Here is a 26,302-nt window from a genome sequence, read left to right as displayed (position 1 = left end):
TTAAACCTCATTCTCTGTCGTAAAGCCGCCAAGTTGGCGAAGCCGAGTTATTAATTGTTGACCATGCATTGCATGCAGGCCGTCTTCGGTGAGCTCATTTTTATGGGTGACGCCATCGACACTACCGCGCTCACTTAGGTAATGCAAAATGTTGAGTGGCTCAATATCAGCCAGCAAATCGGTGTTATACCAGCGACTTAAAAAGGCAATGAGTCCGTATGCTGCCCAGTTAGATACATCGGCGAGTAACAGCTCATCGCAAGGAGTTAAACAAGGAGTGATGTTTAGCGCTAGCATATGCTGTGCAAGGTTACCCATGCCTATTTCGTTACCGCCATCACCAATCGCTATGGTGGGGCAAGGTGCTTCTGTTACAAAAAAATCAAAGCAGCCGCAATGCTCCGAAATATCAATACCGCGCATATTATAATAACGCTGATGCTCATTAAGCCCCGGGCGTTCTATTGATAAAACACAATCAGGTTTTAGCTGCTCAAGGGCTTTAATGCTAAAAGTGTGCGCATTATCAATGCTATTTATTGGTAGCTCAAAACAGTTAAAGTCATTTTTTAGGGCACTGTAAAGGGGGTTGCCAGTGACCAAAATGGGCTGTTTACCAAGCTTTTCGAGTACCTTGTAAAGAGCAATTGCACCAACCGGACCATCGGTTTCGAAGGTATTGTTGACCGCAAAGCCAGTACCTATCAACACAGTGCCTTGTGCTTTATAAAGATGTTTTGCCGCGCGTAAATACGTCCCCGTTAGTTGTTTTGCGTATAAATGCTGCATACCACGCGGGTTTTGTTCAACCATCATGGTTTCAATTTGTTGGCTGAGCGCTGCGTCGCTTAGACTTGCTGACATAGTGCTTTGATCTCTTGAATGAGCGCAATACCCGCTTCATTATCGCCATGTACACACAGGCTGTCGGCATTAAGTGTCAGCTGCTGACCACTTCGTGTTGTAACTGTGCCGTGTGCAATTAACTGTTTTACCTGTGCCATTAACGCCGGTTTGTCGTGTACGCTGCCCGCTAAAGAGCGCGCAACAAGTTTTCCTTCGTCTGTGTACTGGCGGTCGGCAAACGCTTCTAAAATGAGTTCTAGTTCAAGCTCTTTTGCTTGTACTTTGTGTTTGGCTGCTTGGTTGGTAGCTAAAATCATTAATTTTAATGGCTTTGCATAACTTGCCACTGCGCGCATAACAATATTCAGCGTTTGTTCGTCACTCATCATGTCGTTATACAATGCGCCATGTGGCTTAACGTATTCAAGCGTTAAACCATGTATTGCAGCCATACCATCAATTGCAGCAATTTGATAATGCAGGCAATTGGTCAGCTCTTTTTCGCTCATAGCCATTGAGCGGCGACCAAAGCCTTGCTTATCTGGGTAACTTGGATGTGCGCCAACCATTACTTTGTGCTGCTTGGCGAGGGCTAGGGTGTTTGCCATCACATCGGCATCGCCAGCATGAAAGCCACAAGCAATGTTTGCCATATCAATATGTGGCATAACTTGCTCGTCTAAGCCCATTTTCCACATACCAAAGCTTTCGCCAAGGTCACAGTTTAGTTTCATCGTCATTTATAACGCTGCCATTTTACTATTTGGAATATCAGTGATCAGCATATGCCCTGGGCTATGCGTGATACAAAAATCAGGTGCCGCGTTGGCAATTGCAACTTGTGGAGTAACACCACAGGCCCAAAATACCGGTACTTCGCCTTCTTTAATGGTCACCGCATCACCAAACTCAGGTTTGTTGATATCTTTAATGCCAATTGCCGCAGGGTCGCCAAAATGCACAGGCGCACCATGTACACTTGGAAAACGGCTGCAAATTTGGATCGCGCGAATGGCATCGGCAGGTTTCATTGGGCGCATACTCACAACCATATTGGCGTGAAAAATCCCTGCACTCTGGCAAGCCATATTGGTCACATACATTGGCACATTTTTTTGCTCGCTGATGTTTCTGATCTCAAGACCCGCGGCAATCAGCGCTTCTTCAAATGAGAACGAGCAACCAATTAAAAAGGTGACTAAATCGTCGCGCCAATGATTCGTAATATCGGTAACCTCTTCAACCATTTGGCCTTGTTTAAAGACGCGGTAACGGGGTAAGTCGCTACGAATATCAATGTCTTCACCAACAGTTGGCATATCGGTAACGCCCGGTATACGGCTAGTTGCAATGATTGGGCAAGCTTTCGGGTTTGCTTGGCTAAACTGCAAAAAATCAAACGCGTATTGTTTAGGTAAAATCACTAAATTAGCTTGCACAAAGCCCGGTGCAAATCCCGATGTATTGCCAGTGTAGTCACCCTCACGTACCATTTTACGAATAGCCGCTGGAGTGGTTAAAGATGCATTTTTTTGCATGTGACTCTCCTTGAAATTAACACTTGCCCATTGTTGCTACAATAACACTCAGTTTAAGTCATTAATAGTAACGGGCAGCTGCCCTTTAGCAGGGGCTTTCCCTAGTAAAACGTTTGCCAGCGCTGTAAAAGCAGGGCCAGCAATCTTTTCATCTGTATCTACATCTATATTGTAAGCATAGGTGGCAAGTACAGCATCGCCAAATTTTCCAAATTGGGCAATATCGTAAGGGGCTCGTAAGCTGACAAATACGGTCTTTTTATGGGCTAATTTTGCTTGTTTTAACAATGACTCTAATGCCGCTGATTGATCTGCTTTAGCAATTGCAAACTCAGGGTTATCAGCTAAATCATCCATCCCGCCGACTTCAACAGCACTTTGTTTTGGTGACGCATTAGCGGCAATAATTATGTCTGCTTCGTTAATTTCTTTTAATGTTGCAAGCGGCTCATAGCCTTGCAAACTTGTGCAGCTAAAGCTGATTAGCTTATCGGTGTTATCAATTAACGCCTGCTGCAAAGCATAGCATTTGCGGGTATCTGGCATAATAATATGCACTTTGCTGCCCGATTTAATGCTAAGCGGTAGGGTGTTTTTCTCGTTTTTCACTTCGGTGATAGCAGCTAATGCTAATTCCGCTTCTACTTTTCGATGGCTTTGATCACCCACTAAAAGTTGCGCTTTTTTGATGGCTGCCTTGTCATCAAGTGAAGAGGTAAGTTTAAACTTTTCTTTAAGTTTTAAAATACGTGTTGCAGACGCACACATTTCGTTGGCATTTAACGTGCCACGTTGTACTTCTTGCTCTAATCGCTCAATCAGAGCTTCAAGTACTGCTAAGTCTTTAGGGCTTCTGATTTCGATTGGCATCAGGGCAATATCAACACCCGCTGCAAAGGTATTTACTACCGCTTCAATTGGTTCAAAAAAGTGGCTGATCCCCGCCATATCGAGGGCATCTGTGATCACCACACCTTGATAACCAAGTTCATCACGTAATAAGTCGGTGATGATTTTGCGTGACATCGTTGCAGGTTTGATCATGGTTTTGCCTTCTTTACTGACAAACGTGCTGTCGTCGAGGGCAGGGTATTGAATATGTGCAGTCATGATCATACCCGGTTGTTGGTTTTTAATAATTTCTTTAAAAGGGGGGAGATCTTGCTGCCAAATGGTTTCTTTATCATGCATTACTTTTGGCAGGCCTGTGTGGCTATCTACATTGGTATCGCCATGCCCCGGAAAGTGCTTTAACGATGAAATAACGCCGTTGTTTTCAAACCCTGCCACTTGGGCACCACCTAGTTTTGCAACCAATTGCGGATCTTCACCGTAAGAACGCACGTTAATAACAGGGTTATCTGGGTTCATGTTTACATCGACCGTGGGGGCATAGTTAACATTAACACCCAGTGCCAATAGCTCGTCGGCAATTATGCGTGCAGATTCAGTTGCGAAGTGGGTACCATGTTCTTTATAGGTTGCGCCAATCGACATGTTACCGGTAAACGACGTACCAACATCACGAGGTATACGGGCAACTCGGCCACCTTCTTGGTCTATCGAAATAAACAGCGGTAAGCCTAACTCTGACTTAGCAGCGGCTTTTTGTAGGTCATTATTAAGTTTGATCACTTGCGGCACGGTATCGATATTTTCTGCAAATAAAATCACCCCGCCAATATTATGTTTAGTGATGATATTCGCTAAATCGGCCGGCAGCTCTGTCACCGGTGTACGGCATTTTTGTTCACCCGGGTCTTGCTCGCAGTAATAACGTAGGTCAAGCATGAGCTTTTGCCCTAACTGTTGTTTTAAAGTTAATGCAGACTCAGCAAATGATGATTGTAATGGCATGAAACATCCTAATCCGATAACCAGTGACGATAGTGCAAACTTATTTAACACAGCAAGCTCCAAAGCAAAACGCTTATTTAGTTTTTAGAATAAATTATTCTTGATGTTAATGGGTTTTTAAATATAAATACAGTATTTTTTTGCTACCCTAGCGGTTTTTGAGTCCGACTGCAAAAAGCTAAGTTAGATCACCAAATAGGGCTAATAGGCTTAAATAACCAAACCTTTATACTTATTAAAAGCGTGGCAAGTTGATAATTTATCAATTTAATGGGTCGCTTTTTAGTACAATTTAAAGTAATAATATATTCCATAATCATCAGCGTAAATATGACAAGCCTGGGGGCGAGATGGCTTTAACTCGATTACACGCATTTAAACAGCAAATTAAACCTTTTTTACCAGAGTCAGCATTAATAGAAGATTACTCGCGCCGTTATGCGTACGGGACAGACGCCAGCTTTTATCGATTAATACCTGAGTTAATTGTATTAGTGAGCAATCAAAATCAAGCAAGGCAGGTGATCATTGCTGCCAACGAGCAACACGTACCCATCACATTTCGCGCCGCTGGAACGAGTTTATCTGGGCAAGCAATTACCGATTCGGTATTAGTTTTACTTTGTGATAGTTGGAGCAAGTTTGAAATCCTTGATGACGCTGAGGCAATCCGCTTACAACCGGCAATCATCGGTGCTCGAGTAAATCAAGTATTAGCCCCGTTTGGTAAAAAAATTGGCCCTGATCCTGCTTCTATTAATAGCTGCAAAATAGCCGGGATGGCGGCAAATAATTCATCAGGCATGTGTTGTGGAGTGGCGCAAAACAGCTACCACACAGTAAAAGATATGACCCTCATTTTTGCCGATGGCACAGTGCTTAATACGGCTGATAGCCAAAGCTGTAATGCCTTTTTGCAAAGCCATAGCCCTTGGGTTGATGAGCTAATGAGCCTAGTTGATAGCATAAAGCAAAACCCTGATTTGAGTGAGCGCATCGCCCATAAATATCGTTTAAAAAATACCACAGGCTATGGTCTAAACGCGCTGCTGGATTTTTCTGATCCAATCGAAATCATTAAGCACCTCATTATTGGCTCTGAAGGTACGTTAGCTTTTATCGCCGATATCACCTACCACACTGTGGTTGAGCATAAGTACAAACATACAGGTTTCTTTATTTTTGACGATATCAGCAAGGTGTGTGAGCTGGTACAAAGGCTTAGTGAGCTTGATGTTGCTGCTGTTGAGCTACTAGATAAACGTGCTCTGATCTCGGTGTCCGAGCATGCCATCATGCCAAAAGAAGTGGCTAGTTATCCGGAGCAATCAGCGGCACTGTTAATTGAGTTAAGAGCTGAAAATGCACAGGCTCTCGATGCGCTCACTAAGAGCACTGAGCAACTTCTTGCCGAGTTTAAGCAAAGCCAACTGGCAGCGATTGAGTTTTCAGCAGACAGCGCCCGTAATGCGGCACTTTGGAATATCCGTAAAGGCACGTTTCCTGCGGTTGGCGCAGTGCGCGAAACTGGCACTACTGTGATAATTGAAGATGTTGCCTTTGCCCTTGATAAATTAGCTGAGGGCGTGAATGCGCTGCATCAATTATTTATCAAATATGGTTATGATGAAGCCATTATTTTTGGCCATGCACTTGCCGGAAATCTGCACTTTGTATTTACCCAAGCTTTTGATACACCAAAGCAAGTAAGCCGGTACGAACAATTTATGGCTGATGTGGCGAACTTAGTGGCGGTTGAACTAAAAGGGTCATTAAAAGCTGAGCATGGCACTGGACGTAACATGGCACCGTTTGTTGCCACCGAATGGGGAGATGATGGCTTTGCGGTGATGGTTGCGCTTAAAGCCCTATTCGATAAACAAAATATTCTTAACCCTGGGGTTATTATTAATCACGACAAAAATGCCCACACTCAGCATTTAAAAGTCATGCCAAAAAGTGATGATATTATCGATACCTGTATTGAATGTGGCTTTTGCGAAGTGGTTTGCCCATCAAAAGGGCTTAGCTTAACACCGAGGCAGCGTATTACTTTATGGCGACACCGCACAGAGCTACACAATCAATTGCTAACAACCGATGATGTAGCAAGCAAACAGAAGTTAAATCAAAAGCTCAGTGTTATCGAGGCCGACTTTAAATACCTTGGAATTGATACGTGCGCGGCTACGGGTCTTTGCGGTCTTAAATGCCCGGTGGGGATTAACACGGGCGAATTTATAAAATCGCTCAGAGCAAAGCAAGCCTCATCAAGCAAGGTTGCGCGGTCATTATCACGCTTTGCTAGCAAGCATTTTGCGGTTGTTGCTACGGGTGCACGGTTTGGTTTAACCGTGATGCAGGTGCTCGAAAAAGCAATCGGCAGCAGTAACCTAAGAAGCCTGAGTAAACCTGCTAATAAGTTACTTGGTACACCGCTGTATTACTCGGCATGGCCAAGGGCTGAGCAACCAATTAATAGAAAGCTTCAACAACCCCAACAAGCGAAAAAGTTGGTGTATATGCCAAGCTGCGCAAGCCGGATTTTTGCGGCTGATAAACTTGCCGATGATAAACGCCCACTGCTAGATGTTATTTATTCACTCGCTGCCAAAGCAGGCTATGAAGTGCTACTTCCGCAACAAGCAGATTCACTTTGTTGCGGTATGCCATTTGCTAGCAAAGGCTTTAATAAAGAGTTTAAAAACAAAAGTGAGCAATTACTTACTGAGCTCGAGACGCTTTCAAATAATGGCCAATATCCCATTGTTTTTGATGCCAGCCCTTGTGCACTTACTACTCTTAATGCTGCGCAAAATAAGGCACTCACAATTTATGAAAGTGCTGATTTTGCAGCCCAGCATTTACTGCCTAATTTGCAAGTCACGCCCGTAAATGAGCCGGTGATGCTCCATGTTACTTGTAGTTCTAAGCGATTAGGTAAAGAGCAAAGCCTAGTATCACTTGCCAAGGCATGTAGTAATGAAGTGATTATTCCAGCTGATATTGAGTGCTGTGGTTTTGCCGGTGATAAGGGCTTTAACTTACCAGAGCTCAATGGCAACGCGCTAAAAACCCTTAAACAACAAGTACCAAAAAACTGTAGTCGGGGTGTGTCTAATAGCCGTAGTTGCGAAATTGGTTTAACTGAACACGGTGGCATCAGTTATCAGTCAATTTTGTATCTACTCGATAAACAAAGCCATGCAATATAACAGGGCGTAATTGCTAATTTGATGAGCCAGTGATTGACTGGCTCATCTATTTTAAAGCTTACACTTTCCAAAAAATGCCTTTGCGGTAGCAGCTGTACATCACACCATAAGACACCACTAAAAACAGCAGTGAAAAGCTAAAAGAAGCGAGGTAATCATTGCTGATCACTAATTGTATTAGGCCATAAATACTGCCTTTTAAACTGCTATCGCCAAGCGGGATCATAATTAATAGCCGTGCAAACACGCCTGCAAACATAAAAAATAATATCGCATTTGCACCAAATACAATAAACGGAGCGCCCCAACTACGCAGCTTATAAATATCTAAAATAGCACTGCACAGTGCATAGAAAATCGCTGCAAGCCCTGAGCTGAGTAGTACATAGCTTGGCGTCCATAACGCTTTATTGATAGGCGTTATTGGTTCAATAGCATAGCCGGCAATAACAGCTAATGTACCCAGAAAAATAAGTGTACGGGCTTGTTTTTTAAGATCGGGTTGCTTAGTTAAATAAACCGCAGTCAAGATGCCGCTAAGCGTACTTGCAATGGCTGGCAATGTTGAAAATAGCCCTTCAGGGTCAAATGGCAGTGGCTTAGCACTGGCATAATACAGGTGATGACTACCAAATACGGCATTGTCTATGTAGGCACTTAAGTTATTGCCATGTAACCATAAGCCACTGACTACCTCGCCGTTTGGCAAGGTATACGGGATATAAAGCATGGCAGCGCCATAAAACAATAAAAGAGCGATGCAAGTAATGGCTATTTTCTTAGGCGATAAATAGAGATAACAACACAGAGCAACTAAATAGACCAAACCGATACGTTGCAGCACGCCCAACACACGCAACTGCAATAACTTGTCATCAAGCCAGCTAAAAGAAGGATCTCGAAAGTTGTAATAAAACAAGGCTAAAAACCAACCGAGGGCAATGAGTTTAATGGTACGGATAACCCCTGATTTTAGTATTTGTTGAGCAGTGACCCCTTTAGCACGCAAGCTATTTACTGAAAGCGTGATAGACATGCCGACAATAAAAATAAAAAACGGAAAAATTAAGTCGGTTGGTGTCCAACCATGCCACTGTGCATGTTTCAAAGGCCAATACATCGCTCCCCAACTACCTGGGTTATTCACTAATATCATGGCAGTAATAGTCAAGCCTCGCATTACATCTAACGCCATGAGGCGATGTGAAGGGAGTTTGTTGATGATTTCAGCACAGTGGTGACGCATAGGAAAACTTTATTGTTATTTTGTTTTTACAGTGTAATAAATTATTACATCAAAGCAAGCTGCTTTTTGAACAATATAAATCGTACGTATTAGTCGTTATTTTAACTGCCTTAAGTTTATAGTTCATTAAATTCAATATGTTAAGTTGCGAGGGTTGTTGATAAGTAACTTTGATGTTGTTCATATTCAACGAGCGCTTGGTAGCTGAAGTTTTAAACAGAGTTACTTTAATTAATTAGAGTAATTGCACTCATTTGTTTGCGCTAAATCAAATTATGACAAAAGTTTTATAGAGGTACACAGAACATCTTGCTAGTATAAAGGTATTAGATGTACCCGATATGGACTTTGGGCCTGTATGTGAGAAATATCGTGCTTAATAGTCTTAGTCGTGGTTTAAATCTACGCCGCTTAATTTTAGTGTTAGCGTTTTCTACAACGCTTATTACCTTTCTAAATAGTTATTACTCGAGCTATCAAGTTCAGAAGCAACAACTAATAGATAAAACCCTAAATAACCATAAAGCATACGCCGCTAAGTTGGTGTCGGCGACCGATAACTTTTTACTGACTGCTCAGCAACAGCTTGCTTATGTTGGAAAAATACTTGAAGACGATTTTAATAATCAAGGCTTAATTAATTCTGAGGCTGACCGACTAAGGCTACAAACCAATAGTTTTAATTCGACCATTATTGTTAATGCACAAGGCGATATTTTAGGCGTTTCTCCAAAGTCATTGAAACTACAAAACCGTAAAGTAGATAGCTTTGGCACTAAAGCGGCTTTGTCGTATCGTACTCCAATGATCAGCGAGCCGTACATTTCGATGGCAGGCAATTTACTGATTTTTATGTCGCAGCCTTTATTCGATAAGCAAAGTAACTTCATTGGTTATATTGGCGGCACTTTGTACTTAAAACGTGCCAGCATTTTAAATGAATTGCTGCAAGTTCATTATTATCAAGATGGCTCTTATCTGTATGTGGTTGATGAAAACCATCGCTTACTCTATCACCCAGATAAAAGCCGTATTGGTGAACAAGTGTTTGATAACCAAGTAATTGAAGAAGTACTAAAAGGAAACGCCGGCACCCAGCTTGTTACCAACAGCAAAGGCGTTGAGATGCTTGCAGGCTACGCTCCTATGACAGTTGCTCCATGGGGAGTCGTCACTCAGCGCCCACTCGAAAGCACGCTTGCTCCGCTTGATGATTTAATGTGGCAAGTGTTTATCAAAACCGCTCCAATAGGTGTACTCACATTTATATTGATTTGGGTGTTAGCACGTTTAATTGCTCAGCCTTTAAGGCAGTTAGCCGAAACTGCAAATACTTTAGATCGCCCTTCAACGTCACTTGAGCTGACACAAATTCGCTCATGGTACTTTGAAAGTAATGAACTCAGAAAAGCCATGTTAAAAGGGGTAGGGTTATTACAAAGTAAAATAGGGCTATTGCGCCAAGAAGCGCAAACTGATCCCCTCACTTGTCTGCATAATCGTCGTAGCCTTGATATGCAAATTAGCCATTTGATCGCTCAACGTTGCCCTTTTGCTGTATTGGCTATCGACATCGATCACTTTAAACGGGTTAACGACGAGTTCGGTCATGACATTGGTGATGTAGTACTTCAGTCGTTGGCTAAAATTTTGTTAGATGTTACTCGTGATAGTGATGTGGTTGCTCGTACCGGTGGTGAAGAATTCATTGTGATCATGCCAAGAGTGGAAGCAAAACGTGCGTATCAACTGGCTGAACGTTTACGTATGCGGGTGTCAGAAAGCTACATTGACCCGGTTGGCTGCATTAATGTATCGATTGGTATTTCGGGCTGGCCAATTGAGCAATTAAGCATTGATGAAGTATTTAAGCTTGCTGACCAAGCTTTGTATCAAGCTAAAAAAACCGGTCGTAACCGCTCAGTTGTCGATGCCACATATAGCCAAGATCTTGCTCCAGTTTCTGAGCCTTCAATCTTGGAATAAGTTATTTAATGTGCAATAGTGGATGCTATTAAGTTATTTATGGAAAATCAAAATGGCATTCACTTTGTTGGCTCGTTTAACTAAATCCACTTCTTTGTTAGGTATTGCGCTTATGAGTGCAAGCGCTGCTTGTGCTACCCCAAGCGATGATAAACGTAGCGAATTTGTGGATGTAGGGGCTTTGCTACCGAATGCTGTGTTAGATATCCGTTATTTTGGTCATCATAATTTTGTTGGCAAACCAGTTGATGGTTACAACGCACCTAAATGTTTATTGCATAGCACTGCTGCTACGGCTCTTAAAAATGTGCAAATAGCAGCGCAAACCCAAGGCCTGAGCTTAAAAATATTTGATTGTTATCGCCCGCAGCGCGCCGTTGATCACTTTGTGCGTTGGGTTAACGATTTAGAAGATACCCGCACTAAAGCTGAGTTTTATCCAAACTTAGGCAAAGACAAGTTACTTGGTGATTACATTGCCGCTAAATCGGGTCACAGCCGTGGTTCAACGATTGATTTAACGTTAGTTGATGCAAAAGGCAAAGAGCTCGATATGGGCTCACCGTTTGATATGTTCGACACTCTTTCGAACACCGACGACCCGCGCATTAGTGCAGAGCAAAAAGCCAATCGATATAAACTTAAAAGCCTGATGATTGAGGCCGGTTTCGCCCCTTATTCAATGGAATGGTGGCATTTTACCTACCAACCGCAAGCATATCCCGCCACCTATTTTGATTTTGTGGTGGAGTAGGTAAGTTAGCGAGTTACAAGGGGAAAGAGTAAAGTTAGCGAGTTTCGAGGTACGAGATGCGAGGTAGCAGCGATTTTACATCGCGTCCTAGAACCTAGGGCCTAGAGCCTGATGACGCGGGATAAACCCGCTGCTACAGGCCGACAGCTTCTTCATGTTGGGTTTCGCTGCGCTCTACCCAACCTACATCACCTCTTTTATCGGCGAATAATCAACTTTAATTTCAACAACATCGACATTGGCATTTTGTTTAAAAGCGTTTTGCACTTTTAATAAATCAGTGTCTTTTTCAGCAAGGTAGCGATAGCTTTTGTTGGTCATTTTTTTCAGCGTATATTGGCTGCTAAGCGCTACTGGTAAGCTGTTTTCTTTTAGCGTTAAGTATATTGCACCCGTTGTGATGCCGCGCTCTTGCATTGCGTGATTAAAGACTTCTGTGCCCTTGGTTAAAGTCGGTGCATCAAAGGTAATTTTTTCGCCATTATTACTAAAAGCATTTGTCGATTTTTGCTTGTTGATTTCGACTGCTTTTTTAACATCCTTAACTGAATTTTGTTCTTTTTGTGAACTGGTTGTTGGCTGCTGTGTTGTATTTTGCTCGCTTATTTCATTTTTTTGACAGCCTGATACTAGTACTAATGCTAGTATAAGTGTTTGTATTTTAATTGTTTGTTTCATTTCAATCCTGTTTGTTTGTTACTTTTGTTTACAATTAATTCTATTTTTTAATTGCTGTATTGGGTACATTGGGCTTGGTTATGATTGTTAACCGAAAATAAAAATATAACAATAGGGAACGTAAGGAATGTCTCAATTCAAAGTAACAGCAGTTGCTACCATGGTAACGGCTATCTTGGCATCATCTCAAGTACAGGCAAGTGAACAAACTCGCTTTTATAATGCTTCAAGCGTTAGCTCTCAAGTACAATTTAATCCTCAAGTATCTCAGCAACGTGCATTAGCTGAGCGTCGCACTGTTTCGGGTCACAAATCTATTTTCGATGCGCAATTAGGTAAAGCTACGTTCTTATGGAATGCAGTAGGTCAAGCGAAGCCTGATATGGCAATGGTGCTTCCTGAGCAACGTAATGCTTACGCTGCAGATTTTTATTTAAATGCCTTAACAGGTGTTAGCACAGCTAAAAAAGGTGTATCAAGCGCTGTATTAGCAGATTTATCTGAGCAAAAGCTTGGCTCAATCACAGCTAAATACAAGCAAAAAGTTCATGACATTGAAGTATTCAACCGTGAATACAACCTGATCATGGATAAAGAATATAACCTAGTTGCAGGTTCTGGCTATTTCGCTAACACAAGTTCAAATGCAACGCAGTCGTTCGCGCCACTTGCTGAGTTTGTTGGTGCTGAGCAAAGCATTAAACGTGCAATTAAAGAACTTGCTGATATCAATGTGTCTTTAACTAAATCAACTGAGCAAGGTGACTATGTTAAGTACACTGTGTCTAACCAAAGTGGTGACAAAGTTGTATTAGGTCAGCCACGTGCTAAGAAAGTATTCTTTGAAGTGGCGGGTGAGCTGCAATCTGCATACTATGTTGAAGTAGAAGTTGCTGATAAAAACAGCCTAGAAAGCGATTACTTCAGCTACGTTATTGGCGCACAAAACAGCAAAGTTTATTTTAAGAAAGACTTAAAAGCACACGCGGCAGACTTTAACTACCGTGTATGGGCTGACGAAGATGGTTACCCGTGGGAAGGTCCACACGGTGACGTGATCCCAGCTGATGGTCCAGATCAAATTGATGAAACTGAAATCCTAGATGCACCACTTGTAAGCTTGTCTTACTACAAAAAATTAAGCACGATGGATCCGTGGCTTGCTGATGACGCTACAACAACATCAGGTAACAACGTATTTGCTTATGCTGATGTAATTGCACCTCAAGGTTACACAGAAGGTGACTTCACTGCTGAAACTACATCAGATTACACATTCGATTACCCTTACCAAGTTGATCAAGTAGCAAACAGCTACGACAACCGTAAAGCGGCGATCGTTAACTTGTTCTACATGAACAACTTCTTACACGATTTCTTCTATGACCATGGTTTTGACGAAACATCAAATGTTGCACAAGTATCAAACTACGGCCGTGGTGGTGTAGAAGGCGACCCAATCGAAGCACAAGCGCAAGATAATAGCGGTTTAAATAACGCTAATATGGCAACACCTGCTGACGGTGCAAGCCCACGCATGCAAATGTACTTATACAACTCGAAAGATGCGAAAGTGGGTGTAGATTTCGGTGTGGTTGTAACATCAGATGAAACAATTGGTCTACTTGAGTCTTCTAAAGTATCTGGCTTTGGTCAAATGCAATTTGCTGATATCGCGGGCGAAGTTGTTCGTTTAGTTGATGGCAATGATGTAGATTCTGGTAGCGTTACAGACGGTTGTGAACCTGCAACAAATGCAGCTGAACTAGCTGGCAAAATTGCGCTAGTCGATCGTGGTTCTTGTAACTTCACAGCAAAAGTATTACACGCTCAAGAAGCGGGTGCCATTGGTGCTATCGTTGTAAACAACAACCCAGATACAGATGAGCCAGCGCCAATGGGCGGTGAAGACGATGCAGTTATCATTCCTAACATGGGTCTGAACTATGCTGACGGTCACGCACTTTACGATGGTATCGCTGCAGGCGACACTGTTACTGTTAATATGTTCAACAAAGCAACGTTAAAAGACGGTACGTTAGATAACGGTATTATTGCTCACGAATGGGGTCACTATATCAGTAACCGTTTAGTGGGTAACTCATCAGGTCTTATCAACTTCCAAGGCCGTGCGATGGGCGAAGGTTGGGGTGATTTCCACTCACTGATGTTCATTGCTAAAGCTGATGACATTAACATCCCTGGTAACGACAAGTTCCAAAAAGCTTACGGTAGCGGTACATTCGTAGAAGATTTCTACTATGGTATTCGTCGTGTTCCATATTCAACAAATATGGAAGTAAACCCGCTGTCTTTCCGCCACATTACTGAAAATGAAGGTGCTGATGTAGGTATTGCACCAACAAGTGTTGCTTCACCACACGCAGCAGGTGAAATTTGGGCAACTATGCTTTGGGAAAGCTATGTAGCACTTATCAACGAGCACGGCTTTGAAGAAGCACAAAACCGCATGGCTAACTACTTAGTTGCTGGTTACAAGCTAACTCCGGTTGCTCCGCTATATACAGAAGCTCGTGATGCAATCTTAGCAGCAGCGTACGCAGTTGACCCAGAAGATTACAAACTAATCTTAGGTGCATTTGCTAAGCGTGGTATGGGCTTAGGTGCTGAAGCACCAGAGCGTTTCAGCACAGATTTAACAGGTGTTGTTGAATCTGACAAAATGAAACTTGCTAGCTTCACATTCAAAGATGTGGCAATGAATCCAAACTACAACGGTGCAGAGCTAGGTTATTGTTCAAACGATAACGTGCTAGACAAAGGTGAAACAGGCACATTAACTGTTAGCATCATGAACACAGGTAGTGAAGTACTAACGGGTACACAAGCACAGTTAACGGTTGTTAGTGGTCACGATGTAACGTTCGAAAATGATGGTTTAATCACATTTGACGATACAAACCCGTACGCTTCACAAACAAGCGCACCTATCACGTTTACACTAAATGATGCAGGCACTGCTGATACACTTGAAATCGAAGTGTCATTCCCAGAGCTTTCTGCTGATGACGAGATTGTTGAAGCTGCAAGCGATACAGTATCTTACCTTGTGAACATGGACTTTGAAGATAAAGCACCAGTTAGCTCACAAACTGCTGACGATATGGAAGTAGCAGGCGCTTCATTACGTGACTGGAAAGAAAACGTAATGACAGGTGATGACTTAGCGGTTGGCACACAAAGCATGGCAACCGGCGGTAATGTTAACTTCTTCAACAGCTTTGGCTTTGGTCTTGGCGAGCAAACCATGTACCTAAACAACAATGACTTCCAGTCAGATGTTGCGGTTGAATCAAGAGAGTTTGATATCGGTTTTGCTGGTGATTTTGAAGTTTCATTCTGGCACTTCTACCTAATCGAAAACGAATGGGATGGTGGTGTTGTAGAGATCAGCGTAAACGGTGGTAACTGGGTAGATGTTACTGAAATGGGCGGCACATTTGATGTTGGTTACGATGGCCCGCTAATCGAAAACGATGCGCAAGCGCTACAAGATCGTGATACCTTCACAGGTAACAATGTTGATGGTAACGGTGTTTATGGTAACTACGAAACAATTCGTTTCGGTACTGAACTAAACGGTAACCGTGCAAAATTACGTTTCCGTATGTCATCAGACAGCGCAGTACGTGAGTTCGGCTGGTGGATTGATAACGTAACCGTTAGCAATGTAACGTCACCAATTTTCTCAAACGTGATTGCTGGTGATGCATTAGCATGTGATAACGCACTACCATTACTTTCTGTATCGGGTGATGAGTCTGTTTCTGAGTCTGCTTCAGGCACATTAACGGCAACAGCGTCAGACCGTAACAGTGATGACACGCTAAGCTACACCTGGACGCAACTAAGCGGCACAACAGCAACACTTACAGGTGCTGACACTGCAACTCTAGGCTTCACGCCAGGTGCTATCTCAAGCGATGACGAGTTAGTGTTTGAAGTAACAGTAAGCGATGGTACAGACTCTGTATCAGAGCAGTTCACTGTTGCCGTAACTAACGAAGCTGAGCCAGTAGAAGAGAAGAAAGTAACTAAATCTAGCAACGGTAGCTTTGGTTTCTTAACACTACTACTTGCACCACTAGCGCTTATCGGCCGTCGCCGTAAACGTAAATAAGACTTTTAAATAGTGATAACAAAGCCCTTACAGTTCGCTGTAAGGGCTTTTTTGTTTTAAGTTAGCGAGAGTAAAGTTAGCGAGAGTAAAGTTAGCGAGAGTAAAGTTAGCGAGAGTAAAGTTAGCGAGAGTAAAGTTAGCGAGAGTAAAGTTAGCGAGGGGAAAGTTAGCGAGGGAAAAGTTAGCGAGGGAAAAGTTAGCGAGGGAAAAGTTAGCGAGGGGAAAGTTAGCGAGAGTAAAGTTAGCGAGGGGAAAGTTAGCGAGGGGAAAGTCAGCGAGGGGAAAGTTAGCGAGAGTAAAGTTAGCGAGAGTAAAGTTAGCGAGTTTCGAGATGCGACTTAGCTTAGCAGCGATTTTACATTGCGTCCTAGAGCCTAGAACCTAGCGCCTTTTTGTAGGCGTGAAACTTGTTTCGCGCGTCTGACCGCTGATAGCTGAAGGCTGACAGCTTCTTAACGTTGGGTTTCGCTGCGCTCTACCCAACCTACGTGAAGAGTCAACAGGTTGAATGCTGTGGGGTCATCAATACTCGATAACCCCACATTTCTGACTTACAGCTTAGAGCTTATAGCTTATAGCTTATAGCTTATAGCTTATAGCTTATAGCTTATAGCTTATAGCTTATAGCTTATAGCTTAAAGCTCAAGGTAAACTATTGAACCGTTGCTTTTAGGCCGCGGCGTTTTAATAACGCTGAGGTATCTGGCTCTTGACCACGGAATGCTTTGAACGATTCCATAAGGTCACGAGAGTTACCCACTTCTAAAATTTCTTTACGGTATTTATTACCCATTTCGCGAGTTAAACCACCTTGCTCTTGAACATATGCAAAGGCGTCTGCCGCTAAGATTTCACTCCACATGTAAGCGTAGTAACCCGCTGAGTAACCGCCGCCCATTGAGTGTGAGAAGAAGGCTGACTTATAACGTGGTGGTACAAATGGTACATCAACACCATGTTTTGCAAGCGCTTGTTGCTCAAACTTTTCAATGTCTTGTAATGGTGCATCAGCAGAAAGTGAATGCCACTCCATATCAAGTAATGCAGCTGCAACGTACTCTAGGGTATCAAAACCTTGGTTGAAGCTACGTGATTGAATTACTTTTTTCAGTAGCTCATCAGGAATCGGCTCGCCAGTTTTATGGTGTTTTGCATAGTTAGCGATAACTTCAGGGTACATGGCCCAATCTTCTTCAAATGTTGATGGGAACTCAACGAAGTCACGTGATACTGAGGTGCCAGATAGAGTCGGGTACTTCACGTTTGAGAACATGCCGTGCAAGCCATGACCTAGCTCGTGGAAAATCGTTGTTGCTTCATCGTAGCTGATAAGCGTAGGTTCGCCATTCGCGCCTTTTTGAATGTTCATAACGTTTACGACAACTGGCTTTTGTTCTTTAAGGCCAGATTGTTTAACGAATGAGCTCATCCATGCACCGCCACGCTTACCTTCACGAGCGAAGTAGTCAGCAAAGAAAATGGCTAAGCTTTTACCATTTTCATCAAATAACTCATAGGCTTTTACATCAGGGTGGTAAACCGGAATATCGTTACGTGGTTTAAAGGTGATGCCGTATAAACGGTTCATGGTGAAGAATACGCCGTCTTCTAGAACACGGTTAAACTCGAAATATTCTTTCACTGCATTTTCATCAAGGTTATATTTATCTTTACGCACTTGCTCTGCGTAGAATAACCAATCCCATGGCTGTAATTTGAATTGCTCACCTGACTCATCAATCTTAGCTTGAATAGCCGCCGCTTCAGCGTTGACGTTCTGCATTAATGCAGGGATCATGCTCGCAAACATATCAAATACAGCTTGTGGTTTTTTCGCCATTTGTGACTCTAAACCAAAATCAGCCCAGCTGTCGTAACCTAATAGTTTCGCTTTTTGAGCACGTAAGTGAGCAAGTTCTGCCACGATATCACGGTTACTATTTTCGCCCGATAATGCACGCTCAGCCGATGCACGCCATACTTTTTCACGTAAATCGCGGTTTTTCAGTGTTGCCAGAATAGGCTGACGCGTGGTGTTTGTGATCTTAATTAGGTATTTGCCTGGATGGCCAGCCTCTGCTGCGGCATTGGCAAGCTGCTCAATTTGACCTGCTGGTAAGCCCTCAAGCTCTGCTTTGTCATCCACTAAAACAACATTTGTTTTAGTCAGCGCTAATAAGTTTTGTGAGAACTGAGTTGTTAAGCTCGAGTGCTTTGTATTGATATCACGAATTTGTTGTTTTTGCTCTGCACTTAATTTTGCACCAGCACGCACAAAACGTTTGTAGTAAACGTCTAATAAACGCTTTTCTTCAGCAGTTAAGGCAAGGCTGTCAGCTTCGCTGTGAATAGCCGCTACTTTCTCAAACAGTGCTTTATTTAAGAAAATGTTGTCGCTATGAGCCGCTAATTTTGGCGCTAACTCTTTTTGTAATTCACGACGTGCCGGGTTTGAATCCGTACCCGCTAAGTTATAAAAAATACTGCGTGTGCGTGTTAATAGCTCACCACTTTTCTCAAGCGCAACAATCGTATTGGCAAAATCAGGCTTTGCTGGATTGTTGATAATAGCTTGCACTTCAGCCATTTGCTCAGTCATGCCTTTATTAAATGCAGGCATGAAATGTTCATCTTTAATCGCACTGAAATCAGGCGTTTCGTATTGTAATACGCTTTTCACAAACAATGGGTTAGCTTGCTCTTTTGCAGCAACCGGTGCTGATTGCTCTGATTTAGGCGTTGATGTTGTTGTTTGCGGTTCTGAACAGGCCGTGAGTAACAGCGCAGAACTGATCGCGGTTGCGATTAGGTGTTTCATAGTTTTTCTCTTGTCATTTTTAAAATTAAATTGTGTCGATATAACCTTGTACATACGTTTTAAGAGCTCTTGATTTGCATAGCGGGTAAAACGAATTACAAAAATGCACTTGTATGAGGCCGGTATCACCATGTGATCAATGAGCCCAGCATACTGTGTCTTATTACAATTGACCTCATACGTTGCGATAAGGTGATTATTGGCTGCGATAAGCCGTTAAAATTCTCTAAGATTGGAAAGCCAATTGTTACTTTGCAGCTTAAATATAAATAGCCTGACCTAATAGATCTTTTTGACTCATAACAGTGTCCAAATAAAAACTTTGTGGTATGTTATATTGTAACAGTTTAGTCTGCAATCAATCTTGCCATGGAGTGCATTTTTTTACAATAAGTTGCAAATGTTGCTGAATAAGCAAGGAGTCATATGGCTATCATAATCAAACACGCTTGCGTTGTTAATGAAGGGCAGCGCGCATTAAATGATGTAAGAATTGTTGGTGATCGAATCGCTGAAATTGCCTCAGATATCAGTGCCAAGGCCAATGATGAGGTAATTGATGCAAGCGGTCTGTTGCTATTACCAGGCATGATCGACGATCAAGTACATTTTAGAGAGCCTGGCCTTACCCACAAAGGCACGATCGCCAGTGAATCCGCCGCCGCAGTGGCTGGTGGCATTACAAGTTTTATGGAAATGCCTAATGTCTCACCTTCGACTACCACGGCAAAAGCACTTGCTGATAAATACGCGATAGCAGCGCAAACGAGCGCTGCGAATTATGCGTTTTACTTTGGCGCGACCCCAGACAACCTCGATGAAATTAAAGCTCTTGAAGCTAAAAATGTATGCGGCGTTAAAGTGTTTATGGGAGCATCAACAGGCGATTTACTAGTTGAACACCCTCATGCCCTTGAAGCCATTTTTCGGGAAAGCCCAGTACTCATTGCCACCCATTGTGAACAAGGCGAAGTTATTCAACAAAATCAGCGCCGTTTAGAAAAACGTTATGGCGAGTTACAAATAGATCATCACCCGTTAATTCGTGATGAGTTAGCGTGTTATGCATCATCATCGTATGCCGTATCGCTGGCAAAACGTTATGGTTCACAGCTGCATGTTTTACACCTTACAACAGCAAAAGAGCTAGAGCTATTTAGTAACGCACCCATAGAGCAAAAGCACATAACTGCTGAAGCTTGCGTGCATCATTTATGGTTTAACCAAGATGATTATGCAAACTATGGCAATCTAATTAAATGTAACCCTGCCATAAAATCAGAGCAAGACCGACAAGCGCTACTCTCAGCAGTACGCGATGGTCGCATTGATATCATTGCTACCGATCATGCCCCTCATACTTGGCAAGAAAAACAGCAACAATACAGCGCTGCACCTGCTGGTCTGCCATTAGTCGAACATGCATTACTGTCGTTACTTGAGCAGGTAAAACGTGGTGCGTTGAGCCTTGAGCAAGTCGTTGAAAAAACAGCGCATAACGTGGCAAAGCGATTTGCTATCAAAGAGCGGGGGTTTATCAGAGAAGGCTACTTTGCTGATTTAGTCCTGGTTGACCCAAACGCAGAAAAGCACGTTGAGCATACAAACACACATTACTTATGCCAATGGACTCCTTTCAATGGCACCACTTTTTCAAACCGAATCACACATACCTTTGTTAATGGTGAGTGTGTCTTTGATGAGCAGCACGTAACCCCGCACAAACAGGCCGCTATGGCCTTAACATTCAATCGTTAAAAGAAGTTGATATGCAATTACCCGATATTACCTCGCACTCTAATGTAGATTTTCAGTCGCCTTTAAAATGGGTTGGTATGGAAAAAATAGCATTGCCTTTGAAGCTTGCACAAACTCATGTTGATGTGCACCTGAATACCAAAGCTGATGTGTTCGTTAGCCTTGATAGCGATGCTAAAGGCATTCATATGTCGCGTCTATATTTATTACTTAATCAGCAATTGGCTAAACAAAGCTTAACGACTCAGCGTGTTAGTGAGTTTATGCAGGCCGTTTTAGCATCACAAAAAGGCTTAAGTAAAGGCGCAAAATTGGTGCTGCAATTTGATTTACCACAGCTAAAACCAGCGCTGCTTAGCGATCATGCCGGATACAATGCTTACCCTGTCGTTTTAACGATTACTAAGCAGCAATCGCTCACCATTAACTTAAAAGTCGATGTTGCCTACAGTAGCACCTGCCCGTGTTCAGCGGCATTATCGAGGCAGCTTTTGAGCGAGGCAGTCGATAAGCAATTTAGTGATGAGCATATAGATAAAGCCTCTTTACTCAATTGGCTTGCAAGTGAACAGGGCTCAATTGCAACTCCCCATAGCCAGCGCTCTTATGCTTATATTGATGTCACGTTTAGTAGTGAAAAGCTACCTGACATTAGCGGCTTTATCACAGTATGTGAGCAAGCCATAGGCACCCCAGTACAAACCGCCGTAAAGCGTGAAGATGAACAAGCATTTGCTGCCCTTAACGCAAAAAACTTACTGTTTTGCGAAGATGCAGCAAGGCGATTGAAGCTGTGCTTCGAAACCATGCAGAGCATTGCTGATTACCAATTTAAAGTTGAACACCAAGAAAGCTTACATGGCCACAATGCCGTGGTTTATGAGTCTAAATATTAGGTTCATGAACCTAAAATGGTTTACAAATTTTGACATTAGCGGTCGCAAAATATTGCTATTCATTTTCACAATGATAATGATACGAGCGCTAAAAATGATAAACATAATAATATAAAGGACGACTATGCGTTTTAAATTTATTGCTGCTGCAGTGGGTCTCGCTGTAGCAAATGTTGCTGTTGCCGACGAAGGCATGTGGCAACCTCACCAGCTACCAGAGCTTGAATCAGTGTTAAAAGCGAAAGGCTTGAGCATTGATGTAGAGTCAATTTCAAAATTAACAGAGTTTCCGATGAATGCGGTAATTAGTCTTGGTGGCTGTACTGCTTCGTTTGTTTCACCAAAAGGCTTAGTTGTCACAAACCATCACTGTGCCTATGGTTCGATTCAATATAACTCGACTACCGAAAACAATATTTTAGAAAATGGCTTTTTAGCTAAAACAACAGGCGAAGAAGTCCCAGCTGCGCCGGGTTCTCGTGTTTTTGTAACAGAGCAAGTAACCGACGTTACAGATAAAGTAAATAAAGGGACTGAAAAGTTAACCGGTAAAGCACGTTTTGATGCAATTCAAGCAAATGAAAAAGCACTTGTTAGTGAGTGTGAGCAAGACGAGAGCTACCGCTGTAATGTGTATACTTTCCACGGTGGTCTTGAGTATTACCTTATTAAATCGCTAGAAATTAAAGATGTACGTTTAGCGTATGCACCTGCTATGGGCGTAGGTAAATACGGCGGTGATATCGATAACTGGATGTGGCCGCGCCACACGGGTGATTTCTCGTTCTATCGCGCCTATGTTGGCAAAGATGGTAAGCCAGCTGAATATTCAGAAGACAACGTGCCGTACCAAAGTGATGCGTTTTTAAAAGTAAGCGCTCAAGGCGTACAAGAAGGCGATTTTGTGATGGTTACCGGTTATCCGGGCAGCACAAACCGTTACCGTATTTCGCCTGAAGTTGATTACGTGTTTAACACAGCTTACCCATTAGCGCGTAAATATAACTCTAAATATGTCTCGTTAATTGAAGAAAATGCGCCTGAAGGCTCAGAGGCACGTATCGCATACGAAAGCACGATTGCGGGTTACAACAACTATATTAAAAACTATGGCTCAATGATTGAGAGCTTCAATAAAGGGTCAATGTATAGCCGTAAGCAACAATTCGAAAAAGATCTCACTGGGTGGATCAATGAAGATAGTAAGCGCAAAGCCAAATACGGACACGTACTTGCTGATTTATCTGCGCTAGTTGCACAGTCGCAAGAGCATAACCAGCGCGACCGCATGTTAGGTTACGTACACCGCTCACAAATGATCTCAACTGCTCGACGTTTATACCGTTTAGCTTACGAAAAACAAAAGCCAGATGCTGAGCGCGAAAGTGGTTATCAAGAGCGTGATATGCCACGTATCGAGTCTCGTTTAAAAAGCATGAGCCGTCGTTATGATGAAGCCGTTGATAAAGCTATTTTACTGTACTTTATTGAGCAATATGCTGCATTACCTAAAGACGAACGAGTTGCAGAGGTTGATAAAGCTCTTGGTCTAACTAACGGTTTTGATAAACAAAAGCAGAAAGCCTTGCTTGATGATATGTATGCTAAATCGGTTCTTGCAGATGAAAGCAAACGTTTATGGATGGCAGATCTTGACCTTGCTCAGTTAAAGCAAAGTAGCGATCCATTCATTCAGTATGCGCATGCAATCTTTGCGGTCACAAAAGATATTGAAGATGCGAAAAAAGAACTGGCTGGTAAACAGCAAGCTGCTCGTCCTGCATTAATGGAAGCAATCATCGCTTATAACAAGGCACTTAATAAGCCAGTTTATGCTGATGCTAACAGCACCTTGCGTGTAACTTACGGTACGGTAGGCGGCTATTCACCGCAAGATGGCTTAGTGGCAACCCCCTTTACATCTTTAGAAGGACTACTTGCTAAAAACACCGGTGTTGAACCATTCAACTCACCAGAGAAACAAAACGAGTTAATTAAGCAAAAGCTTTATGGTGATTACACCGGCGGTATGAACACGGTTCCGGTTAACTTTTTATCGAACGTAGATACCACAGGTGGTAACTCAGGTTCACCAACGCTAAACGGTAATGCTGAGCTCGTTGGTTTGTTATTTGATGGTGTTTACGAAAGCATTATTGGTGATTGGGATTATGATGAAAACTTAAATCGCTCAATTCACGTTGATTCACGATACATGTTATGGGTGATGGATAAAGTTGATAATGCTCAAAATCTACTTAAAGAGATGACTATCGTTAAGTAATCTAAGTTTAACGTTAATTTAAGCATTAAAATGCCAGTCTAACAGACTGGCATTTTTGTTTTTTATAAAAATAAAAGTACTGAATTTCATAAGGTTGAAAAATATTTATAAAAATTAATTTTTCTTAAGTTTTATTTAAGTTTCGCTCGATAAATTTTACACATAACCTAAGTGGAGCGAACAATTATGCTTTCAGTTCAACAATCACATCAAACTCAAGTTCAAGAGCCTGCCTTTGTTTGCATGCGTGAAGGAGGCCAATTTCGTGACCGCCTTGAGCGTAATATTAAGCAAGGTTTTGCTGCAGCCTATGACGCGAAAATTTCGCAGTTCATGCCGCTTCTTTGTGAGCTTAATGTTGATGATGAAGTATGTACGTTAGGCCTTCGCTCTGCATCACAACCTTTGTTTATTGAACAATACCTCCCTGCGTCTATTGAGCACTTTGTTGGTGCCAAGCGTGAGCACATTTTTGAGCTAGGTAATTTATGCTCAACGCATCGAAAAGCCACCTTGGCACATTTTGTTTTAATGAACGAAGCACTCTATCAAGCAGGAGCAAATTATTTAGTGTTTTGTGCAACCCGTAAAGTGAGAGCGCTATTAAAAATGCTGGGTGTCAATTGCAAAGAAATCGGCGTTGCAAATGCACAAGCACTACAAGATCCAGCAAGCTGGGGTAGCTATTACGACAATCAACCAACCATTTGTGTGGTTGACCTAAACGAAGCTCATCAGCGTGTATTAAACACCCCAGTTTTATTCAATATCAAACAGCAGTATTTGCAGTCATCGCGTGAGCTTGCTGTATTTTTGGAGGCGTTATGAGTTGGTTAACACAGTTACCACATAAAGATAGCGATACCTTAATGGTTTGCCACAAAAGCGATGGTGTGCGCTCACTAACTAAACAAGAATTTACTGAACAAGTGACTCGCTTGCTACCTACCTTGGCAGAATTTGATGCTCAGGGTGTTGCTTATCAATTAGATAACACGCCTGCTTGGTGTGTATTAGAAGCTGCGCTTAGCGAGCTTAAAAGAGTGGCTATTCCGCTACCAACGTTTTTTACGGCTCAGCAAGTAGCGTTTGGTTTGCAAAATAGCGGAGCAGGGCTATTTGTATGTGACCGTGCTTACGAAGGTGAGCATGCAAAGTTAGTGGCGTTAGTAGATGTATGTAAGCATTACCCTTTATATGTTTACCAATTGAGTAATACACAGCCTGTGCCATATTTTGCAAACACGCAAAAGATTACCTTTACGTCTGGCTCAACGGGCACACCAAAAGGCGTGTGTTTATCGCTTGAAAGCCAATTGCAGGTGGCAACATCACTTTATCAAAGCATTGGTTTAGAAAAACCAAACCATTTATGTTTACTGCCGCTACCTGTTTTGCTTGAGAATTTAGCCGGTGTGTATGCGCCGCTATTAGCGGGTGGCACGATTAACTTAGTGCCTTTAGCTGAACTTGGTTTTTCTGGTGCACAGTTACTTGAGCCACACAAATTAATAGCCGCAATTGAACGTACTGAGCCAAACAGCCTTATTTTAGTGCCTGAGCTACTGACTTGCTTAGTGGCTTTTGCAAAGCAAGGTTGGCAAGCACCTAAAAGCTTAAAGTTTATTGCAGTAGGTGGTGCTGTTGTAAGCCAAGCGCTTATTAAGCAAGCTCGTGAGCTCGGTTTGCCGGTTTATCAAGGTTATGGTTTATCTGAATCGTCATCGGTGGTGAGTTTAAACACTCGCGATGATGATGACATTGACACCGCAGGGCGAGTACTTAAGCACATTCAATACAAAATTGAAAATGGCCAGCTTTATATCAAAGGCTCATTGTTTTTGGGGTATTTAGGTCAAGCAGCACAAGATGCTGATGACTGGTATGCAACCGGTGATCTCGTTACTGAGCAAGCAGGGCGCTTGGTTATTCAGGGCCGCTTGAAAAATCAGCTGATCACCAGCTTTGGGCGCAATATCAGTGCCGAGTGGCCAGAGTCGTTATTGCTTAGCCACAGCCAAGTACAACAAGCAGTGGTGATTGGCGAAGGTCAGGCATTTTTAGCCGCGCTTATCTATGCAAACCAAGCGATGAATGACGCTGAACTTGCTGCCCATATTATGGCACAAAACGCGCAACTACCCGAATACGCACAGATCAGAAAGTGGCATCGAATGGCAGAGCCTATGAGCCACACGCAAGGTTTATTAACCAGCAATAATCGCCCTAAACGCGATGTTATTAATCAATTTTTTGCTACAGAAATTTCAGCACTTTACCAAGAG

The 26,302-nt window shown here is 42.6% G+C and carries 16 protein-coding genes and 1 pseudogene; 9 read left to right on the top strand and 8 right to left on the bottom strand.

The window, feature by feature from the left end; translation table 11 throughout:
* Genes HUS61_RS04950 through HUS61_RS04935 form a run of 4 tightly spaced genes read right to left on the bottom strand, consistent with a single transcriptional unit; the run spans position 1 to position 4,241 of the window.
* On the bottom strand, positions 1 to 864 hold the full coding sequence (locus tag HUS61_RS04950; protein WP_175081376.1) for a glutamate cyclase domain-containing protein: 864 nt from the start codon (positions 862 to 864) through the stop codon (positions 1 to 3).
* Complete coding sequence (locus HUS61_RS04945) at positions 849 to 1,580, bottom strand: 5-oxoprolinase subunit PxpA (protein ID WP_175081710.1); 732 nt, start codon at positions 1,578 to 1,580, stop codon at positions 849 to 851. The genes HUS61_RS04950 and HUS61_RS04945 overlap by 16 nt, the downstream gene beginning before the upstream one ends.
* 6 nt (positions 1,581 to 1,586) lie before the next feature.
* Entirely contained in the window at positions 1,587 to 2,384 is a 798-nt protein-coding gene (locus HUS61_RS04940) for a putative hydro-lyase (RefSeq protein WP_063528520.1), read from the bottom strand.
* A 48-nt stretch (positions 2,385 to 2,432) separates the two neighbouring features.
* Entirely contained in the window at positions 2,433 to 4,241 is a 1,809-nt protein-coding gene (locus HUS61_RS04935; RefSeq protein ID WP_175081375.1) for a glycoside hydrolase family 3 protein, read from the bottom strand.
* A gap of 350 nt (positions 4,242 to 4,591) precedes the next feature.
* On the opposite strand from HUS61_RS04935, the gene HUS61_RS04930 reads away from it, so the two are divergent.
* The gene (locus tag HUS61_RS04930; protein WP_175081374.1) at positions 4,592 to 7,456 is read left to right on the top strand and encodes an FAD-binding and (Fe-S)-binding domain-containing protein; all 2,865 of its coding nucleotides are present in this window, start codon (positions 4,592 to 4,594) and stop codon (positions 7,454 to 7,456) included.
* A gap of 58 nt (positions 7,457 to 7,514) precedes the next feature.
* On the opposite strand, the gene HUS61_RS04925 is transcribed toward HUS61_RS04930, so the two are convergent.
* Complete coding sequence (locus HUS61_RS04925) at positions 7,515 to 8,702, bottom strand: acyltransferase family protein (protein WP_175081373.1); 1,188 nt, start codon at positions 8,700 to 8,702, stop codon at positions 7,515 to 7,517.
* 330 nt (positions 8,703 to 9,032) lie between these two features.
* Between HUS61_RS04925 and HUS61_RS04920 the strand changes: the two genes are divergently transcribed.
* On the top strand, positions 9,033 to 10,688 hold the full coding sequence (locus tag HUS61_RS04920; RefSeq protein WP_175081372.1) for a sensor domain-containing diguanylate cyclase: 1,656 nt from the start codon (positions 9,033 to 9,035) through the stop codon (positions 10,686 to 10,688).
* Between the two features lie 52 nt (positions 10,689 to 10,740).
* Entirely contained in the window at positions 10,741 to 11,442 is a 702-nt protein-coding gene (locus HUS61_RS04915) for a M15 family metallopeptidase (RefSeq protein ID WP_175081371.1), read from the top strand.
* Positions 11,443 to 11,625: 183 nt separating this feature from the next.
* On the opposite strand, the gene HUS61_RS04910 is transcribed toward HUS61_RS04915, so the two are convergent.
* Complete coding sequence (locus HUS61_RS04910) at positions 11,626 to 12,120, bottom strand: hypothetical protein (protein ID WP_175081370.1); 495 nt, start codon at positions 12,118 to 12,120, stop codon at positions 11,626 to 11,628.
* Positions 12,121 to 12,247: 127 nt separating this feature from the next.
* On the opposite strand from HUS61_RS04910, the gene HUS61_RS04905 reads away from it, so the two are divergent.
* Positions 12,248 to 16,261 (top strand): rhombosortase-dependent M36 family metallopeptidase, encoded by a 4,014-nt coding sequence (locus tag HUS61_RS04905; RefSeq protein WP_175081369.1) that lies wholly within the window; start codon positions 12,248 to 12,250, stop codon positions 16,259 to 16,261.
* 27 nt (positions 16,262 to 16,288) lie between these two features.
* Here HUS61_RS04905 and HUS61_RS21860 read toward each other — a convergent pair whose 3' ends face one another.
* Together HUS61_RS21860 and HUS61_RS04895 are read right to left on the bottom strand one after the other, a co-directional pair.
* Positions 16,289 to 16,594 (bottom strand): pentapeptide repeat-containing protein, encoded by a 306-nt coding sequence (locus HUS61_RS21860; protein ID WP_404936086.1) that lies wholly within the window; start codon positions 16,592 to 16,594, stop codon positions 16,289 to 16,291.
* Between the two features lie 319 nt (positions 16,595 to 16,913).
* Entirely contained in the window at positions 16,914 to 19,079 is a 2,166-nt protein-coding gene (locus tag HUS61_RS04895) for a M3 family metallopeptidase (RefSeq protein WP_175081368.1), read from the bottom strand.
* A gap of 426 nt (positions 19,080 to 19,505) precedes the next feature.
* Between HUS61_RS04895 and HUS61_RS04890 the strand changes: the two genes are divergently transcribed.
* The 5 genes and pseudogenes from HUS61_RS04890 to HUS61_RS04870 form a co-directional block, all read left to right on the top strand.
* On the top strand, positions 19,506 to 20,837 hold the full coding sequence (locus HUS61_RS04890) for a dihydroorotase (RefSeq protein ID WP_175081367.1): 1,332 nt from the start codon (positions 19,506 to 19,508) through the stop codon (positions 20,835 to 20,837).
* Between the two features lie 11 nt (positions 20,838 to 20,848).
* Positions 20,849 to 21,733, top strand: coding sequence for a GTP cyclohydrolase FolE2 (gene folE2, locus HUS61_RS04885; protein WP_175081366.1), 885 nt, complete (start codon positions 20,849 to 20,851; stop codon positions 21,731 to 21,733).
* Between the two features lie 124 nt (positions 21,734 to 21,857).
* The gene (locus HUS61_RS04880; RefSeq protein ID WP_175081365.1) at positions 21,858 to 24,017 is read left to right on the top strand and encodes a S46 family peptidase; all 2,160 of its coding nucleotides are present in this window, start codon (positions 21,858 to 21,860) and stop codon (positions 24,015 to 24,017) included.
* 186 nt (positions 24,018 to 24,203) lie between these two features.
* Entirely contained in the window at positions 24,204 to 24,845 is a 642-nt protein-coding gene (locus HUS61_RS04875) for a thermostable hemolysin (protein WP_175081364.1), read from the top strand.
* Positions 24,842 to 26,299: pseudogene (locus tag HUS61_RS04870) on the top strand (AMP-binding protein); the annotation flags it as partial. The gene HUS61_RS04875 and the pseudogene HUS61_RS04870, both read left to right, overlap by 4 nt.
* Between the last annotated feature and the right edge of the window lie 3 nt (positions 26,300 to 26,302).

Origin of the sequence: Pseudoalteromonas sp. 0802, from assembly GCF_013350085.1 — a bacterium.
Classification (GTDB): domain Bacteria; phylum Pseudomonadota; class Gammaproteobacteria; order Enterobacterales; family Alteromonadaceae; genus Pseudoalteromonas.
Note: the sequence above shows the minus strand (reverse complement) of the source record. Positions and strands in the feature narration are given on the sequence as shown.